Here is a 16,266-nt window from a genome sequence, read left to right as displayed (position 1 = left end):
TCCATGGACGCGACTGATGTTTCCCCACGACCAGACCAACGACCATCCAAGCCGAAAGTCACATGATCAACGACTTCTGTTAGGACCTCTTAGGCTGAGTTGGGTGTCTCAATGGGGCACAGCTCGTAGGAGCAACGTCACCTGTACGTGTAAATGCTGGTTGTTGTCTTGCTGTTCAGCGGGGAGTACGCGCGGGACGGCGGCGGAAGGCCGCCCCGCAGGCTCGCCTGTAGGTAGCTTCCACACCCGCACCGCGTCGTCGAGAGAGGCACTGGTCATGGCGTGCGGGGTGCCGTCCACCACCCCGCACGCCAACCTGTCAATGCTCCTGTGGCCGGTCACGAACTCACTGAGCATGGTTTTGGTGGCCAGATCCCACACCCGCACCATCCGCCGGCGAGGAAGCCGACAACGCGGAGCATCGCCGGGTCCGTACGCGGGTCGAGCATGCGATCGGCCGGCTGAAGAACTACAAGATCCTCCGCGATTGCCGACAGCACGGCGACGGCCTCCACCACGCAGTCCAAGCTGTCGCCCACATGCACAACCTCGCCCTGGCCACGTGATCAGAACAGCCATGATCGCCCTCTGGCCTGCAAAAAACACGGCCTTCTGCAACACCCTTTACAGTAGTGCGTGTTTCTGATCCCGGACACGATGCAGGTCGGCGTGCCAGGCGCTCGGCTGATTGCGGGAATCAGCCGTTGAGCTGTGCTCCTCGTTCGTGGGTTCGCGGTTTGTGTTTGTGGCCTCTCGCGTTCCGGTCAGGAAGTGGGAGGCACGGCGCGGTTTAGAGGTTCGAGGTCTCCGTGCAGTGCGGCGTGGAGTGCGGCCGCGAGTTCGCGGGCCCGCTCTTCGCTCGACACGCTGTGCATCATGAAGTAGATCGGCCCTGTGTAGGCGTCCGCATCGACCTCGCGGTTGTGAACCATCCGTATGATCGCGGCCCGGACAGCTTCGTTCACGGCGTCGTCGACGGAGTGTCCGGGGCCGGCGGTGAGCGTGTCCGCCTTCACGGTCCAGTGCGGACCGTCGGATTCGATGGCGACGAACACGGCTTGGTGCGCCATGGCCTGCCTGTATGCCTTGTGGAAAGCATCGGTGCCGGAAGCGTCTGGGATGAGATGGGCGGGGCAGGGAACCGGCAGCGGCTGCATGAGGATATTTTGCAAGAAGTCGGGAACATTCGCGTTCGTTGACACTCGAAGATCACCCTGGTGCTGCGGAGCATCCTCAGGGCGCCGATGCTGACCACGACGCGGCCGGCTACAGGCTCCTGCTGGACCTGCTTGCCGAGCACGGCGACACGGAGGAAAATCCGATCCCGGTCGCCATCGAGACCTCTCGCGGCCTGCTGGTCGCGGTACTGCGAACCGGCAAGCGGCAGATATTCGCGATCAACCCGCTGGCCGCCGCCCGCTACCGCGACCGCCATTCCGTGACCCCCAAGAAGTCCAACCCCGGCGACGCACTCGTCCTGGCGAACATTCTGCGCACCGACATGCACGCGCACCGGCCGCTGCCCCAGGACAGCGACCTGGCCCACGCGATCGCGGTCCTCGCCCGAGCCCAGCAGGACGCCGTCTGGAACCGCCAGCAGATGTCCAACCAGCTCCGTTCGCTCCTGCGTGAGTACTTCCCCGCCGCACTCGACGCCTATCTGCACTGGCAGAACGGCCTTTGCCGCTCCGAGGCCCGCATCCTGCTGGAACTCGCGCCGACCCCGGCCCAGGCGGCCAGGCTGTCGTTCGCGCAGTTGCGCTCGGCGCTCAAGCGAGCCGGGCGTCAGCGTCGGATCGACACCGAGGCCGAGCGCATCCGCAGCGTCCTGCGGGGCGACTACGCCCATCAGCCGCCGCTGGCGAAGAAGCGCTCGGCAAGCAGCTGCTCGCGCTCCTTCGCCAGCTCGACGCCGCTTGCACCGCCGCTGATGAGCTCGCCGAGGCGGTGGACCAGGCTTTCCCTCAGCATCCGGACCCCGAGATCATCCTGAGCTTCCCCGGGCTAGGAACCCAACTGGGCGCCCGGATCCTCGCTGAGATCGGGGACGATCACCAGCGGTTCGCCACCGCCCGCGGCCTGAAGGCCTACGCCGGCGCCTCACCCATCACCAGGGCCTCCGGCAAGAAGTCCAGCCTCACCAGACGCTGGGTGAAGAATGACCGCCTCAACCATGCCGGCTACCTCTGGGCGTTCGCCGCACTCAAACCATCGCCTGGGGCCAAGGCGCACCACGACCGCCGTCGCGAAGTCGGAGACTGGCACGCCGCCGCTCAGCGCAACCTCTTCAACAAGATGATCGGTCAGCTCTTCCACTGCCTGCGGAAACACACCTTGTTCGACGAGGACCAGGGCTTTCCTGCCCAAGTACCCACCGCAGCTTGACGCGTTGGCACGGTGAGGTGTCTGTTGCCGCAGTCTTTCGCGCTCGCGCCCGTGGAATCCAAGTCGCCGTCTCCGTCGTGTGCTCGCGCACAGGTTCGGCAACGCGGCGGACGGGCCGGATCAGCCGTTGCTGCACGTTCCGGCGTCGTTTCAGGGGCGGGGCCGACCGGCCGGAGGGCTACTGCCACCGCATGTTGCGTGCCGCCGGCCGTCCATGCGTATCTGGGACACGACGTTTGGGTGATAACCCGTGCAGCACCGAAACCGTGACGATCGGTTTACCCGTCTTCGCTCTTGCCGCGGCCGATGCAGCGACCCCAAAGTTGTACTGCACGACCTTGGGGGTGGCCGGATGAGGCGTACGCGCGCTCGTCAAATAGTGGTTTCCACTGTGGGCGCATGCGCCCTGCTCGCTGTGGCGGCCTGCGGTGGCGGCGCAGGACGAGCCGCTAAGCCCTCACATTCGACAGCAGCATCGCGCACCTACACCAGCCGGTCCTTCGCGACGCCGCTCACGATCACCGTCCCCACCTCACTGGGAACGCTGCCGGTATCGGACACAAGCACCTTCCTGACGTGGGTGAAGTCGAGCAACAAGGTCCGATTCCTACTGCCCGCGGTCGTGTACCGGCCAGGGGGCAGTGGCAGCCCCGAAAAGCCGCCCGCCACCTACAAGGGTTACGTGGCATTCCTTCATGAGCAGGCCGGATATCACGCGAACTGGCAGGACGAGAAGGCCACGACCGTCGGTGGTCGCGCCGCCACACTGCTGACCGGCACCACCAATGAACCGATGGACGGATCACTCGGCTGTCCGACGGCCGAAGCGGATCCCGACAAGGACTGCTTCGGCCTCCAGCCCGACTACGAGCTACGAGTGGTCGTCATCGACGCTCCCAGCAGGCCACTGGTGGCATGGACCTCGATGGATCTCACTCAGGTCCAGGATCCTTCGGCCGCCGTCACACGGTTCGAAAGCATGCTCCGGACCCTCAAATTCCGGTGAGTGCAGATCCTGGTGGCAGCGGACGACGCGCAGCTGCTGAACGAGGTGTCCACGCGCCTACTGCACGACTTGGCGCTGCGGGGACTGTCGGAGTGCCCGGCACGGCGCGTACGGGCGAGCCTGCGCCGGACGCGGTGACTGCACTGTGAACGAGGGAGCGCCCGAGGGCGCAAGGAGGTGTCAAGGTGAGAAGGGTCCTGGGAGTCTCGGCGCTGCTGCTCGCGCCACTGCTGGCGCTCGCCGCTTGCACGTCGGGCGCACCGAAGGCGCAGCAGTCCACATCCGCCTCGGCGGGGGCGTCCCCAAAGGTGGTCCATCTGACGATGGCCGTGCCCTACGGCACCACGTCTTCGATGGAGAGGTTCATCCAACGGGTCGGCGAGGCGACCGGGGGATCCCTGCAGATCGACGCCAAGCTCGAGTGGCGGATGGGCCAGCTCGCCTACGAGGACGGCACGATCGCGGACGTCCAGGCGGGCAAAGCGGATCTGGGGGTGGCAGGCACGCGGGCCTTCTCCGGCCCGGTGCGGATGCTCAGCGCGCCAGAGCTGATCACCAGTTACGCAGCCCAGGAACGGCTGTTCAAGAGCCCCCTCTACAAGCGGCTGGGCACCGCACTGAGCGTCCCCGGTATCACTGGCCTCGGCCTGCTCCCGGGCCAGTTTCGCTACCTGTTCACCGCGAGTCGCTCGGCCCCGACCCCCACCGGTCTGCACGGGCGGCTCGTCGGCGTGGCACAGTCGAAGCTGGCAGACGACACCTTCCACGCTCTGGGCGCACGCACCCGCTGGGTGCCGCTGTCCGGGTCGGTCAGCGATATGGACGGCATCGAGTCCTCGATCGCCTCCTTCAACCACGAGGGCTACGTGTCCTCCAAGAAGTACCTCACAGGGAATCAGGTGCTGTGGCCCCGCATGGTCGTCCCCTTCATCAGTGACACCGCGCTGAAGCGCCTGAGTCCCGAACAACGCCAGGCGCTCACCCAGGCCGCGGCCGCCGCCTTCGAAGACACGATGTCGGAACTGCAGGCAGAGGATGCGGACGAGCTCACCCAACTCTGCGCGGGAGGGCTGGTCGTGGGGCAAGCCAGTCCAGCGCAGCTCGCGGCGTACCGTGTGGCCGTCGCGCCGGTCGACACCCGACTGGAGCACGCCCCCCAGACCGGCGAGCTGTTCACGCTGGTGAAGTCGCTGGTGAAGGGAGCGAAGCCGGAACCCGCCCTTCACTGCTGATGCCCCTGGACCTTCCTGAGCGGGACCCGCGGACGGCCTTGGGTCGCACGATTCGGAGTTGACCGGCGGCTGAGCCTTCCCGAACGATCCGGCGGACAGGAAAACCATTGCCGCGGACAGGATCGCCTTCGGCGGCCACCGGGACCCGCTGGGAGAGCAGTGTCTGCCACCAACACGAGGCCGGGGTTGACGGCAGGATTTCGCCAACGGGGAGCTGCGGATGACCTTCTGTCATTCTCCTTGCCATGTCCGCAAGAAATCGAAGACTGCCCCGGCACCGCACCTGGCCACTGACCACCACCGACATCAACGAGTGTCTCGGTCCCTACATGACCAGCGTCACGGACCTGCGGTTCCTCACCGGACCTGACAGCGGGACCATCGTCCTGGGAGCAGCATGGATCGCTCCGCACCCCCACAACTACGGCAGCGGCACCCACCCCGACATGCTCGGCTTCCGAATCGACGTCCACCCAGTCGATGCCACTGAACGTGCTGCCACCCGCGCTGTTCTACGAGCGCAAGCCCTCCCACAACTCCACGAATGGATCACGCAGGCGACCGCTGCCGACGAAACCTGGCACCTGACCCCCCACCAGCACTACTGGCGACTCACCGACGGCCACCTCACCCACCGCGACGAAGCGTGAACCGAGTCCGACGACACGCACCCCCCATATCAGCGAGGTCACACGCACGGGTTCACAGCAAACCCAAGGGGCTGCACACGAAATCCGGGCACGGGACCCTCGGGTTCCCGCCGAGGAACCTTCAATTCCCGTGAACTTACGGGACACACGGGGTGTGACCGAGATACGCGCCAAAGGGGCAACGAGATGATCTTGAAGCCCTGAGCGCCGGGGCCCTCGCCGAATTTCAGAGGGACTCCCGCGCTGCTCTGCCAGCGGCAGAACACCAGCCGGACCGGGCTCGACGATCACTACAGTCCAGTCTCATGACGAAGATTACGACGCGTACGGTCGAGTACCCGGCCGACGGTTTGACGATGATCGGGCACCTCGCGCTCCCGGCCGGTGTCGACCGCCGGCCCGCGGTGCTGCTCGGACCAGAGGGCATGGGGCTCAGCGACGTCGAGCGCCGCCGGGCCGATGCTCTCGCCGAACTGGGATATATAGCGCTGGCCTTCGACCTTCACGGCGGGCGCTATTTGGGCGACCCCGAGGAGATGCTGGCCCGTTGCATGCCACTGCTCTCTGATCCCGACCGGATGCGGGGCATCGGCCATGCGGCGCTCGACGTGTTGCGCACCGAGCCCCGGACCGACCCCGACCGGATCGCCACCGTCGGCTACGGCACCGGGGGCGCCGTCGGGCTGGAACTCGGGCGCGACGGCGTCAACCTGCGCGCGATCGGGACAGTCAACGCACTGACCACGGGCCGACCGGGCGAGGCGGCGCGCATTCGCTGCCCGGTGTGGGCCGGGGTCGGGTCGGAAGACCCGATCATGCCGCCCGCGCAACGAAACGCGTTCACCGCTGAGATGCAGGCCGCGGGCGTCGACTGGCGCCTCGCGGTCTACGGCGGCGCCTTGCACGCCTTCCACCACCCGCCGGTCGACCACCCCGTGGTCCCCGGCATCGGCTACCACCCACAGCACGCGCAGCGAGCCTGGCGCGACGTCGTCGACCTGCTCGCCGAGTGCCTGCCCGTGACGGAGGACCTGGGGGCATGACCCAGGTAAGCATGCTGGTGCCAGGCCTGGTCGGCGTCGGGCACTGACAGTCTCCTCCCCTCAAGCCCGCACACCAGACCCGCATTCGGACAGTTGTGCGGTCACGGAGACGCATTCCCAACTGCCGCAGTAGATACCGGATTTACTGCGACGGAGCCCTGGCCGTGATCGTCGCGACCTGCGGCGGACCGTTCCGGCTTCCAGGGCGAGATGTACGCATTTACTGCGGCGTCACTGTGCTGACCACGCGTAAAGCCGCATCAGGATCTACTCATTGCCCCCTTGACGCGTATCTCGGCTGAACCCCACCACCGTCCGTCCGCGGTCGGCGACCGCTTCCCCGACCGAGGTACGCAGCCGCGACGTCAACCGCGACCGCGGCGGGATCGACGGCAGCGCCTCGGTGAACGTCTTGCGCCGGCACTGCTCGTGGACGCACCGCCATCGGCGCTTGGTCCAGGTCAGACCGGTTCGCCGCCCGGCCACGGGCAGGTCGCGCGGACGAGTGCGTACCCAGGAGTGCGGCAACCCGGACCGCACCCCACAGTCGGGACAGCATCGGGCCTGCTCATCGCAGGTGACCAGGGCCAGCATCGGAATGTCGTCGGCGCCGACCTCGACGCCGACCACCTCCACCCCGACCAAGCCGAACAGCCGCGTCGTAGCGTTGGACAAGCCCGTGGCCCTTCACGTGATCCTTCAAAAGCGTCGCAACTCGAAGAATCACGGAGCGTCACGGGCGTTCTGCACCCGTCAAGACCCTGACAGCGGACCGTGTCCACCGGGCACGGTTAAGTTCGAAGACCCCCTATGGGGGACGAAACTCAGTGAGGACACTGCCAGGGCGCGGAACGTCCCTTTCCTCCAGGACGGAGTGGCTGAGGGCGACGTGGTGCGGTTCGCCACCGATTCCGATGGACTCCACTGGGCTGTGGGACGGGTCAGCGCCTCTGGCAACTGCACCGTTCGCGTTGTGCCCGTCCCCGATGGCCCCCTGGGACGCAGCCCTCATGTGGTGCACCAGCGCCTTTCAGCGTTCGAACTCGGGTAAGAGCATGGGTACTTGGGACGTCGACCCCTTCGACAACGACACCGCAGCCGACTTTGGTGGCAATCTTGATGAGGCCGCCGCAGGCGAACGTAAGGGCATCGTCCGCAGTGCTCTCACCCGCGTGATCGACACCGCGGCTTACCTCGAAGCACCCGAATGTGAGGAAGCCATTGCCGCGGCCGCGCTCGTCGCCCCGCAGTGTCCCGGAGGTGAGCCGACCGATCCCGTATATGGGCCGGAAGAGCCGCTTCCCGATCTCACTGGCCTGCGCGATCTCGCCCTTCAGGCCCTCGACCGCGTCCTGACCGAGCCGTCCGAGCTGATGGATCCATGGGCCGAGTCGGATGGCGGGCCCAGGCGTGCGGGCATCCACCGCCTGCAGGACGCGCTCCTGCCACACCCATCGGGAGAATAGCTCAGCCTGATCTGACCCACCCCGCCCCGCACCCGTCCTACCCGGAAGGTCACTATGAGCCGGGACGTCCTTCTCATGCGTCTACCCGCCGACGTCACCTCTGTGCACGAGATCCCCACGGACTACACCCCGGACCCGCTCGGCCGGCGCGACGACGTATGCGCAGCTGTCACTCAGGCTTGCCCCGAAGCTGACCTCTCGGACCCAGCCTGGGGCAAGCTTTCCGGCCAGACCTGGTCCGTCGAACTCAACATCGGCTCGGAAGATCCGGTGGACTCGATCATGCTCCACATCCGGGGCTCCGGCGGCGACGTGCTGACGGACGTCTTCCGTCTTGCCGAGGCTCTGCGGTGCAAAGTGCTCGACTGTGCGAATGGGGACCTGATAGCCCCTGGGCATACGTCAGGCTGGGAGGTATTCCAGGAGTACCCGGATCGAGCGCTCGGACCCTCTCAGTGATACCCCCTGGTCGCAGCACTAGCATCCGGCCCATGCACCCTGAATCCCGATCGAGCCTTGATGGCCTGCTCCCGCCCGGTCGGATGGTCACATCCGATGAAGGCGACGGAGATCGACAGCCCTTGTGGCTCAGTGACGGGCCAGCCGCGCCAGAGCTGTGGACGCGGATGCACACCGAACACGCACGTTCCGGCTTGTGGCCGCTGCTCCTCGACGCGCTGGACCCGAACGATGGCGAGTTCCGCCCTTGGGGGTCCGGGGAGGTCTTCCCTGAGCAGATGTCCTCCCCGGCAAGCCATGATCCTTTCGGCCTTCTCGCACATTGGTGGGCGACCTACACGGCCGTCGATGAAGACGACGACATGCTCGACGTCAAACGGCGCCTCGCTGTTACGGCCCCCTTCGGACAGGTATGGCCCGGCCTTGCGGCCAGCCGGGAGACGGTAACGAACCCTGAGCAACTGGCCTCAGAGTTCGCGGAGGCGTTCCTCACCGACTGCCCGCGGACACGTCTTGGACTGGTTGCCGCTCCGTCCGGTGCCGAAGCGCTGACAGCCGTGGGCTGGGCTGGCCCCTGCAACTACGAAAACGACACCGCGAAATTCTCTGCGGTCGTCCGGGATTGGGAACACCGATTCGGAGCCCGTGTCGTCGCGCTCGGGTTTTCCACGCTGCACCTCAGCATCGCCGCGCCACCGGTGAGCGAGCATGAGGCTCTGCTGGTTGCAGCCGAGCACTTTGCGTTCTGCCCTGACAACATCTGGCAGGGCAGCAGACCGTACACACTGGCCGCGTATGCCGAGCGGATTACTGGCGCCCACCGCTGGGATTTCTGGTGGGACTGATCCGGCACTCGCTGGGTGACAGCTCGCTGGCGCACCTGATTGGTGGCGACGGAGTCGGTCATCGGGGGCGGGGTGACAGCGCGGGCATCATGAAGGGCGGCGCGCAGGAGGCCGTTGTCGATGCTCGGGCTTTGGATGGCGGCGATGGCGAGTTCGAGCTGTTCGGCGAGGTCGCGGTTGTCCCGTCGCAGCCGGGCGTTGTTGGCCTGGACTTTGCTGTAGGCGTCGGCTGCGGTCGTGCCGCTTGGCGTGCGCGCGACGGCGGCGAGCTCGGCACAGATGTCTGGGTAGTTGCGGCGGAAGGTGGTGTTGGCGAGGCCGAGGCGGGTGGCGAAGGACAGCACGCTTGGGCGTCGGCCGGTCTGGGAGGTCAGGCTGTCGATGGCGGCGTGGACGTCGGTGCGGCTCGGCAGTGGGCGGCGGTGGGCGGTCACTGGGCGGTCCCGTTGGCGGTGAGAAAGGCGTGGATCGCGTCGCGGCGCCGGGCCAGGCCAGCGTGCAGCAGCGGTGGGAGGACGGGGCGGGCGCGGAGTCGGTGATCGATGCGGTCGGCCTCGGCGGCGAGGGTGGTGGTGTTGTCGGCGGTCAGCGCGACGTTGCGGCATTCCAGCGGTTGGCAGTCGTGCGGGACTGGACCTGCTCGGCCTCCGGGGGCGGAGCGGGGTCGGCACAGTGCCTTGTCCGGGTTGAAGACGCAGGTGACGTAGGTGCCGGGGTAGACCTCGGGGTCGTGGCGGGCCAGGACGCGGCGCAGGCGGGCCGGGGCGGTGACGACGGAGCCGGTGAAGCCGGTGCGGTGGTGGAAGTCGGCGAGCCGGGCGGCTGCCTCGTGGGCGGCGGGGCAGCTCAGGTCGTGCTGGTGGTCGGTGGTGAGGGCGAGGAGGTGATCGCCGCGCTGCATGGAATGTTCGGCTTCGACTTCGGCGCGGAAGCCGGAGTCGCTGGTGCCTAATGGTGGAGTCGGGTATCGGAACTGTCCGAATGCCTCAGCCATTGCGGACCCACGAGGTGAACTCGTCGGCGAGGCCGGGCGGGTTGGCGGCCCCGGTCTGCCGGGCGATCGCCTCGTAGTACTCCAGCTCGTGGACGATCACCGGCACGGTTCGGCCGACAGATCTTTCGATGACGCCGGTCGTATGGAGGGTTCGGGCGAGCTGGCAACAGGTCTGGTTGAAGCGGGCCTCGATCTGCGCGGCAAGTGGCCCGATGACTGAATCCCAGTCGGCGAGGTCGGTCGGCTCGTCGTACCAAAGTCCGAGTTCGGTGATCCACTCCTGGCGAGCTGTGACCCCGGCGGGGTCGCTGGTCAGGCCGCCGACCACAGTCAGCTCGTTCTGGATCCAGAAAGCGTAGTTCCAGCGGGCTTCTGCCTGGTCAGAGGCGTCCTGGATGCTGCGTCGGGCCTGAGTTTCAGTGTTGTAGCCGATCGTCAAGGTCGGCTGACGGGGGTCGTCGTCCTCGTTGTCGACGAGGAATGAGACAGCGTAGATGTCGCCGGCGTCGGCGGCCGGGATGGATGCGAGGGCCCTCTCGACGAGATGCTGGAGGTGATCGTTGAACGTCACGGTCGGCGGGGTCCTGTCGGTCAGGGTCATGAGTCCCACTGGTCGCAGTACTCGATGTGGATCTCGCGCGCGTCGCCGAGAATGCCGTCGTTGGAGTGGAGCTCGGTGCAGAAGTGCGGGTAGCTCGGATGGACGGGGACGTATCCGGGGCCGTTTCGGGCGACGTCAAAGAAGTACCGGGCGGTGTCCCTGAACACCTTCGCGCTGCCGGTCATGAACAGGGTCTCGGCGTGGAGATGCTGGTGGAACAGATCCCGGTTCTCCTGGTAGTGCCGTGGCTCGTGATCAATCACGGCTTCGTCGGTGTTGTGTCCTGGGCTGGGCAGCGTCACGGTCTGCGGACGCCCTGGGCCGAGCCGTCCTCGTATTTCCTTCCAGCGTGAGGGTGCGAACTGGAGCGAGTGGTGCAGCAGCACGAGATCAAGCTGCCGTGTGGCGTCTCCTGCCAGCTCGCGGGAGGGGCCACGGTTCCCCCGCATCGGCAGGTGGACCAGCGAGCGCGGTGAAGAGGCAGCGAGCTTCCATAGCCCACCGATTCGGTGGGCGGCATCCTGATCGAGGTAGGTGTCCAGGTGCCGATCGTGGTCGATGAGCACTGCATGGACCAGGGGCCGGGCGGGTCGGATGACCTTGAACTCCGTGGATCCGAGCCGTGCTTGGTGGATGGTGATGGGTAGCTTCATTGGTTCTCCGGCACAAGGCGGCTGACATCGGCGGCGTAAGAGGCCCAGTCGCCGGCTGATGCCTTCTGCCATTGGACGGCGACTTGGATGTGGACGCCGAGTACCCGGGCGAGGATGGCGGCGGGCAGTTCGGCGGCGAGGGTGAACAGTGCGGTGGAGCGGTCCTGCCGTGCCCGGATCCCGATCTTGTGGAGACGGGCGGTCGGCTGGTGGATATCAGGGACAACCTCGTTGAGCGCATCGCCGAGGCACAAAGGGAGGGCTGGCCCGGCGAGACTGAAGGGCTCCGCGTAAGCCTGGCCAGCGCCGAGTCCAAGATCATCCAGATAGATACTGCATCCCCCGGCGGACTGGTGAACCTCGGCCTGCCCGCTCTGCGGAACGAACGATGACATGCGACCAAGTAGGGCGCCCTACCAGCCTCTGATCCGTTCGTTGGGGCATCGGCAGCTCACGGCAGCAGGCACTCCCCCTGCGGATCAAAGCAGACGAGCCCGTGCTCGCGCGCCAGCGAAGCAGCGCACTCGGAGACCTCCTCAGCCTTGCTGTAGGACATGAGCAGGTACACGATCGGCCCCGAAGCCTCATCGATCACTGGTGGCGACGCCCTTACGACCCTGCCGTCGGCGTCGTCCGGGTACCGCCCGACGAGCGCCTCGACAAAGGCCACGATGCGCGGCGCCGGCGGCACGACAACATCATCCGACTCCAGGTAGCGCGCATAAAGCTCGTCGTAAACCGAGCCCGCTTGATGATTGTCGAGCGGACGTTCACCGTCCCACACAGCAAGGTCATAGCTCACAGCCGAATCGTCGCAGGTGACGTTCGGCCGCAACCAACAGGCTCTGTCGCCCAGTGATCCGTAAGAGGGCCCTGGTTCAGATAAGTGACCAGGCCGAAGCTGATCGCACCCGACCAGATACTCCGCGGCATCACAGACCTCCACGACAGGCCCCGAGCCCCCTCAGACTACGGTCTCCCCCACAGTCCGGCACGCCCTTCACCAGGCGACTGCGTCCTCCACTGTCGGCCGGACGTCCAGGACGGTGTCTGCTCCCGTCAGTTCCAGGACCCTCGCAAGCGCCGGCGCGGGCCTGGCCACCCGCAGCACGGCCGTCCGGTTGAAGTGCAGCAGCAGGTTCAGGACGCTCGAATCCGCGAAGGTCAGGCCAGCGGCATCCACCACCACCTTGGAGTGGGTCCGGGCTCCGGTCTCCAGCGCCGCCGACAGTACGGGGGCTGAGTCCAGGTCGAAGGCGCCGACGACGGTCACCACCCACGCGTCGCCCTGTTCGCACTGCATGAGGTGCGGCAGCGGGCCCGCATGGGCTGTGGTCGGATCCGGCGGCCTGGCCTCACCGCTCGCAGAACTCATCAACAACGAATCAATTCAGGTCACTTGAGACGGAGGCCAGATCCTTCGAGACGGGACACGGCGTCCTGCGCCACCACGGCTCTCCCCCGCTGTCCTGTGTCATCGAACTTTGAGCGAGTGTCACCGATGTTTGAGCAGCGGCGGGGATCTGCGGTCAGTAGCCGACGGTGAAACGCTCGCCGATGTGCTGTGGCTTTTCGATCTCGTCGAGCAGGGCGACTGCGTAGTCCTCGGCGGAGATGCGGCTGCTGCCGTCTTCGGCGACGATCAGGTCGTCCGCAGCCGTGCGGTAGGTGCCTGTGCGCTCGCCCGGCTCGATCGTCGCGGCGGGGCTGATGTTCGTCCACATCACGTCACTGACGGTGCGGCAGAGGTCCAGGGCGTCGCCGTGGGCGTGCATGATCTGGAGCAGAGAGGCTGGCAGGTTCTCGGCGTCCCAGACTTGCGTGCCGTCCGGAGTGCGCAGGGATCCGGCGCCGCCGACCAGGACGAGCCGGGGGGCGTCGTCATCCAGCGCGCGCACACCGGCGAACAGTGCTTCTGCGGCGGGCCTGATGGTCGCGATGTGGCCGGGCCCGTCGCCACCGCCGACCGCGCTGACCACGGCGTCCTGTCCCCTGGCCACCTCGGCGACGGACTCGGGGTCCAGGACGTCACCAGTGACCACGATCAGGTCGGGGTCGCTCTTGGTGAGCTTCGCCGGATCACGTACGACGGCTGTGACCTGATGGCCTCGGCGAAGAGCCTCGTCCAGAACGCGGGATCCGATGGTGCCGTTGGCGCCGAACAGGGCGATCTTGGACATGAGAGTCTCCAGTTCCGGTTGATCGTCTCAGGCCCGCAGACTAGTGAACCCTTTCGTGCAAGATATGCGATATCAGGCCATTCCGGGTGAACTAGACCCCATCAGACGACACCGTCCGACCTGGCCGATCAAAGATCAGTGACGCTCTCGCCATTGATCGGGTTCCGATGGCAAACACTCAAAGTTCGATGGCACAGGACACCCGCGCTCCAGGCGTGCCCAGCCCAAACGCAGGACTAGCGATCCAGCTCAGGGCGACCTGAGCAGGGGTGGCGCCGGTCTCCTTGGCGATGCGGACGACCTCGACGATGGTGGCCCAGTTTCGGTCCGAGGCCGCATACTCAGCTACGGCCAGCACATGCTCTCCTAGGGAGCAGCACGTCCGGCAGTCTCGCCAGTCCCGTTGGGCGCCAGTGCCTGGATCAGTCGGCGGTTGGCCTGCTGCGCGGTCATTCCCCAGTCCCACTCCTTCTTGTGGAGTCGCAGGGAGACCACGCCGTGCCATGCCGACCACAACAGCAGCGCGGCAGCGAAGGGCGCGTCCGGGTCGACGAGCCGGGCGAGTTCCACGATGCGCGCCTGCAGCCGGGGCCCGTGCGTGGCTCTGGTCTCCGGCACTGCGTCACCGCTCTCGAACAGGAGCTGGTAGGCACCCGGGTGGCTCGCGCCCCAGGCGATATAGGCGTCGCCGGCAACGACCAGCTGGTCGTCGGCTTCGCCCGCGGCATCAAGGGCCGCTTCGACCGCTTCGACCAGCGAGGCGTATTCGGCGTCGAGCACCGCAGAGCGCAGGTCTGCCTCGGAGGGGAAGTGCCAGTACACGGCAGAGGGGGCCACCCCGCAGGTCCGGGCGATCGAGCGCAGTGAGGGAACAGCCACCGCTTGAGGCTGCGCGAGCATGGCGGTCGCGGCGGCTACGAGCTCGGAGCGAAGGTCTCGATTGTCTGCCTTGGTCACCGACTCATTGAACACCTGTTCATGATAGCTTGCAATGAACAGGTGTTCAGGAAGGTGATGGCGGCATACTGAGGCTGATGACGGTAATCAGGAAGCGCCCCGAGGTTTCCACCGAGGACTTCCGCCGGTTCATGGAACTGGAGTACGGGCCGACCTATGTGGCCCTTCCCCAGGTCAAGGAGTACGTGCAGTACTACCTGACGGACCTCACGGCGGACGGGAATGAGGAGCCGATCGACGCGATCGTGCAGATCGGCTTCGAGTCGGAGCAGGAGATGCGCGAGGCACTCGCGACCCAGGAGTACCAGAGGGCGCACGACCTGCGGAGGGCCTACATGCGGGACACGTCCACGGGTATTCACTCGGCCGTTCTGGAGCGCACGGTGCGGCTGGTCTAGGGAACGTTCGCCACGGTTCTGTTCATCCTGTGCGCGCCCATGGCCTGCTGCGGGTCAGATCTCGTTGTTCCACATGCGGAAGACGGTGCACCGGCCGTTCTTGTCGAACGTCACGGTCCAGAGGTTGGCGAAGGTGCCGAGTTCCTTGTAACGGCCGGTGCCTTCGATGGCTGCGGTGTCACCATTGAGGATGAGGATGGACCAGTCGAAGTCCCAGCCGCCCTCCTGCCAGGGTGCACGGCCCTGCCAGCCTCCGACGATGGCGTCGCGGCCGATCCAGTCGGTCTCGTAAGGCCACTCGTGGTACTCGGCCTGCGGCGTGAACAGTGCGGCGATGTCCTTCTTGCTGTTGCTGGCCCAGGCCCGCAGATACCCCCCCGACCCAGGTGCGTACCTGGTCTTCCGTCACCATGACAGCTCTGCCTTTCTGTGCCGGGAAGCGTGCGGTTCAGCCCTGGGCGGTGGGGCGGATGACGACTTCGTTGAAGTCGACGTCGGCGGGCTGGGTGATGGCGTAGTGGATTGCCTCGCCGATCGCGGCGGCGGGGATCGCGATGGCCATCTGGCCGGTGACCACGTCCTTGGTGGCCTGGTCACCGATGGTGTCGGTCAGCTCGCTGCGGGTCAGGCCGGGGCTGATCACGGTGACCCGCAGGTCCCGGCTCTCCTGGCGCAGGCCCTCCGACAGGGCACGGACCGCATGCTTGGTGGCGCTGTAGACGGCGGCGGTCGGGTCGACCCGCAGCCCCGACACAGAGGCGATGTTCACGATATGCCCGGCTCCCTGGGCACCCATGATCGGCAGGACGGCGGCGATGCCGTGCAGGACTCCGCGCAGGTTGACGTCGATCATGCGGTCCCACTCGTCGGTCCGCAGCGCGTCCAGCCTGGACAAAGGCATCACCCCGGCGTTGTTGACCAGGACGTCGACGCGGCCGTACCGGTCATGAGCGGCCTGGACGAAGGACCGCATGCTGAGCGGGTCGGTCACATCCAACGTGCGCGGCAGGGCGCTGCCCCCATCGGCCTCGATCTCCTTGGCGAGGACGGCCAGACGCTCAACGCGGCGGGCGCCGAGGACCACCTGATGGCCGGCCGCGGCCAGTCGTCGGGCGGTGGCCTCACCGATGCCACTGCTGGCCCCGGTGATCAGGACGACCTTCGGGGCGGCCGTGGCGGTCGGGTACGTCATGTTCGTTCCTTCGTCAGGTCGGCGGCCCTCTACGGCGGGCCGTCCGGTTCCGTCAGCATGGGCCGGATCTGGCGCAGGCGGCAGGAGGGCCCTTCCTGGGTGCCGCACTCCTAGGCCGTGTATCGAAAGTGGATCTTGGGCTGTGAATGATCACAGTTCATGGGTCGGGGTGATCTCACGGACGAGCAGTGGGCGGTGTTGGAGC

20 protein-coding genes and 3 pseudogenes are annotated in these 16,266 nt (G+C 66.6%); 11 read left to right on the top strand and 12 right to left on the bottom strand.

All coding sequences use genetic code 11. The features are described 5' to 3' along the window. Window positions 1–389: 389 nt before the first annotated feature. Window positions 390–566: pseudogene (locus ACWGJB_RS49165) on the top strand (transposase family protein); the annotation flags it as partial. A gap of 198 nt (window positions 567–764) precedes the next feature. Here ACWGJB_RS49165 and ACWGJB_RS49160 read toward each other — a convergent pair. Beyond that, window positions 765–1,202, bottom strand: coding sequence for a hypothetical protein (locus ACWGJB_RS49160; RefSeq protein ID WP_453386530.1), 438 nt, complete (start codon window positions 1,200–1,202; stop codon window positions 765–767). A 53-nt stretch (window positions 1,203–1,255) separates the two neighbouring features. Between ACWGJB_RS49160 and ACWGJB_RS49155 the strand changes: the two are divergent. From ACWGJB_RS49155 to ACWGJB_RS49135, 5 genes and pseudogenes are all read left to right on the top strand, one after another. Next, window positions 1,256–2,385, top strand: a pseudogene (locus ACWGJB_RS49155) (IS110 family transposase); the annotation flags it as partial. A 379-nt stretch (window positions 2,386–2,764) separates the two neighbouring features. Beyond that, complete coding sequence (locus ACWGJB_RS49150) at window positions 2,765–3,391, top strand: hypothetical protein (RefSeq protein ID WP_453386529.1); 627 nt, start codon at window positions 2,765–2,767, stop codon at window positions 3,389–3,391. Between the two features lie 185 nt (window positions 3,392–3,576). Next, entirely contained in the window at window positions 3,577–4,623 is a 1,047-nt protein-coding gene (locus tag ACWGJB_RS49145; protein WP_453386528.1) for a TRAP transporter substrate-binding protein, read from the top strand. A gap of 245 nt (window positions 4,624–4,868) precedes the next feature. Continuing rightward, window positions 4,869–5,273 (top strand): hypothetical protein, encoded by a 405-nt coding sequence (locus tag ACWGJB_RS49140; RefSeq protein WP_453386527.1) that lies wholly within the window; start codon window positions 4,869–4,871, stop codon window positions 5,271–5,273. Between the two features lie 305 nt (window positions 5,274–5,578). After that, window positions 5,579–6,316, top strand: coding sequence for a dienelactone hydrolase family protein (locus tag ACWGJB_RS49135; protein ID WP_453386526.1), 738 nt, complete (start codon window positions 5,579–5,581; stop codon window positions 6,314–6,316). A gap of 267 nt (window positions 6,317–6,583) precedes the next feature. Here the strand turns inward: ACWGJB_RS49135 and ACWGJB_RS49130 are convergent, their stop codons facing one another. Further along, window positions 6,584–6,991 carry a transposase family protein gene (locus ACWGJB_RS49130; protein ID WP_453386525.1) on the bottom strand — a complete coding sequence of 136 codons (408 nt, stop codon included), beginning with the start codon at window positions 6,989–6,991 and terminating at the stop codon, window positions 6,584–6,586. Window positions 6,992–7,124: 133 nt separating this feature from the next. On the opposite strand from ACWGJB_RS49130, the pseudogene ACWGJB_RS49125 reads away from it, so the two are divergent. From ACWGJB_RS49125 to ACWGJB_RS49110, 4 genes and pseudogenes are all read left to right on the top strand, one after another. Then, window positions 7,125–7,364, top strand: a pseudogene (locus tag ACWGJB_RS49125) (DUF4265 domain-containing protein); the annotation flags it as partial. Window positions 7,365–7,371: 7 nt separating this feature from the next. Continuing rightward, complete coding sequence (locus tag ACWGJB_RS49120; protein WP_453386524.1) at window positions 7,372–7,782, top strand: DUF4259 domain-containing protein; 411 nt, start codon at window positions 7,372–7,374, stop codon at window positions 7,780–7,782. A 54-nt stretch (window positions 7,783–7,836) separates the two neighbouring features. Continuing rightward, window positions 7,837–8,241, top strand: a complete 405-nt coding sequence (locus ACWGJB_RS49115; protein WP_453386523.1) for a hypothetical protein — start codon at window positions 7,837–7,839, stop codon at window positions 8,239–8,241. Between the two features lie 32 nt (window positions 8,242–8,273). Beyond that, window positions 8,274–9,086, top strand: a complete 813-nt coding sequence (locus ACWGJB_RS49110) for a DUF4253 domain-containing protein (RefSeq protein WP_453386522.1) — start codon at window positions 8,274–8,276, stop codon at window positions 9,084–9,086. A gap of 430 nt (window positions 9,087–9,516) precedes the next feature. Here the strand turns inward: ACWGJB_RS49110 and ACWGJB_RS49105 are convergent, their stop codons facing one another. The 8 genes from ACWGJB_RS49105 to ACWGJB_RS49070 form a co-directional block, all read right to left on the bottom strand. Then, on the bottom strand, window positions 9,517–9,987 hold the full coding sequence (locus tag ACWGJB_RS49105; RefSeq protein WP_453386521.1) for a hypothetical protein: 471 nt from the start codon (window positions 9,985–9,987) through the stop codon (window positions 9,517–9,519). 85 nt (window positions 9,988–10,072) lie between these two features. After that, on the bottom strand, window positions 10,073–10,681 hold the full coding sequence (locus tag ACWGJB_RS49100) for a hypothetical protein (protein ID WP_453386520.1): 609 nt from the start codon (window positions 10,679–10,681) through the stop codon (window positions 10,073–10,075). Continuing rightward, window positions 10,678–11,334, bottom strand: coding sequence for a hypothetical protein (locus tag ACWGJB_RS49095; protein WP_453386519.1), 657 nt, complete (start codon window positions 11,332–11,334; stop codon window positions 10,678–10,680). The genes ACWGJB_RS49100 and ACWGJB_RS49095 overlap by 4 nt, the downstream gene beginning before the upstream one ends. Then, complete coding sequence (locus ACWGJB_RS49090; RefSeq protein WP_453386518.1) at window positions 11,331–11,729, bottom strand: hypothetical protein; 399 nt, start codon at window positions 11,727–11,729, stop codon at window positions 11,331–11,333. The genes ACWGJB_RS49095 and ACWGJB_RS49090 overlap by 4 nt, the downstream gene beginning before the upstream one ends. Window positions 11,730–11,785: 56 nt before the next feature. Next, entirely contained in the window at window positions 11,786–12,136 is a 351-nt protein-coding gene (locus ACWGJB_RS49085; RefSeq protein WP_453386517.1) for a hypothetical protein, read from the bottom strand. 198 nt (window positions 12,137–12,334) lie between these two features. Continuing rightward, entirely contained in the window at window positions 12,335–12,709 is a 375-nt protein-coding gene (locus tag ACWGJB_RS49080; RefSeq protein ID WP_453386516.1) for an STAS domain-containing protein, read from the bottom strand. 154 nt (window positions 12,710–12,863) lie between these two features. Continuing rightward, window positions 12,864–13,514, bottom strand: coding sequence for an NAD(P)-dependent oxidoreductase (locus ACWGJB_RS49075; RefSeq protein ID WP_453386515.1), 651 nt, complete (start codon window positions 13,512–13,514; stop codon window positions 12,864–12,866). 366 nt (window positions 13,515–13,880) lie between these two features. Next, window positions 13,881–14,486, bottom strand: a complete 606-nt coding sequence (locus tag ACWGJB_RS49070) for a TetR/AcrR family transcriptional regulator (protein ID WP_453386514.1) — start codon at window positions 14,484–14,486, stop codon at window positions 13,881–13,883. A gap of 62 nt (window positions 14,487–14,548) precedes the next feature. On the opposite strand from ACWGJB_RS49070, the gene ACWGJB_RS49065 reads away from it, so the two are divergent. Then, entirely contained in the window at window positions 14,549–14,869 is a 321-nt protein-coding gene (locus tag ACWGJB_RS49065; RefSeq protein WP_453386513.1) for an EthD domain-containing protein, read from the top strand. 54 nt (window positions 14,870–14,923) lie between these two features. Here the strand turns inward: ACWGJB_RS49065 and ACWGJB_RS49060 are convergent, their stop codons facing one another. Next, on the bottom strand, window positions 14,924–15,196 hold the full coding sequence (locus ACWGJB_RS49060; protein WP_453386531.1) for a nuclear transport factor 2 family protein: 273 nt from the start codon (window positions 15,194–15,196) through the stop codon (window positions 14,924–14,926). 121 nt (window positions 15,197–15,317) lie between these two features. Next, window positions 15,318–16,061 carry an SDR family oxidoreductase gene (locus ACWGJB_RS49055; RefSeq protein WP_453386512.1) on the bottom strand — a complete coding sequence of 248 codons (744 nt, stop codon included), beginning with the start codon at window positions 16,059–16,061 and terminating at the stop codon, window positions 15,318–15,320. Window positions 16,062–16,266 lie beyond the last annotated feature (205 nt).

This window comes from Streptomyces sp. NPDC054813 (assembly GCF_053611365.1).
Note: the sequence above shows the minus strand (reverse complement) of the source record. Positions and strands in the feature narration are given on the sequence as shown.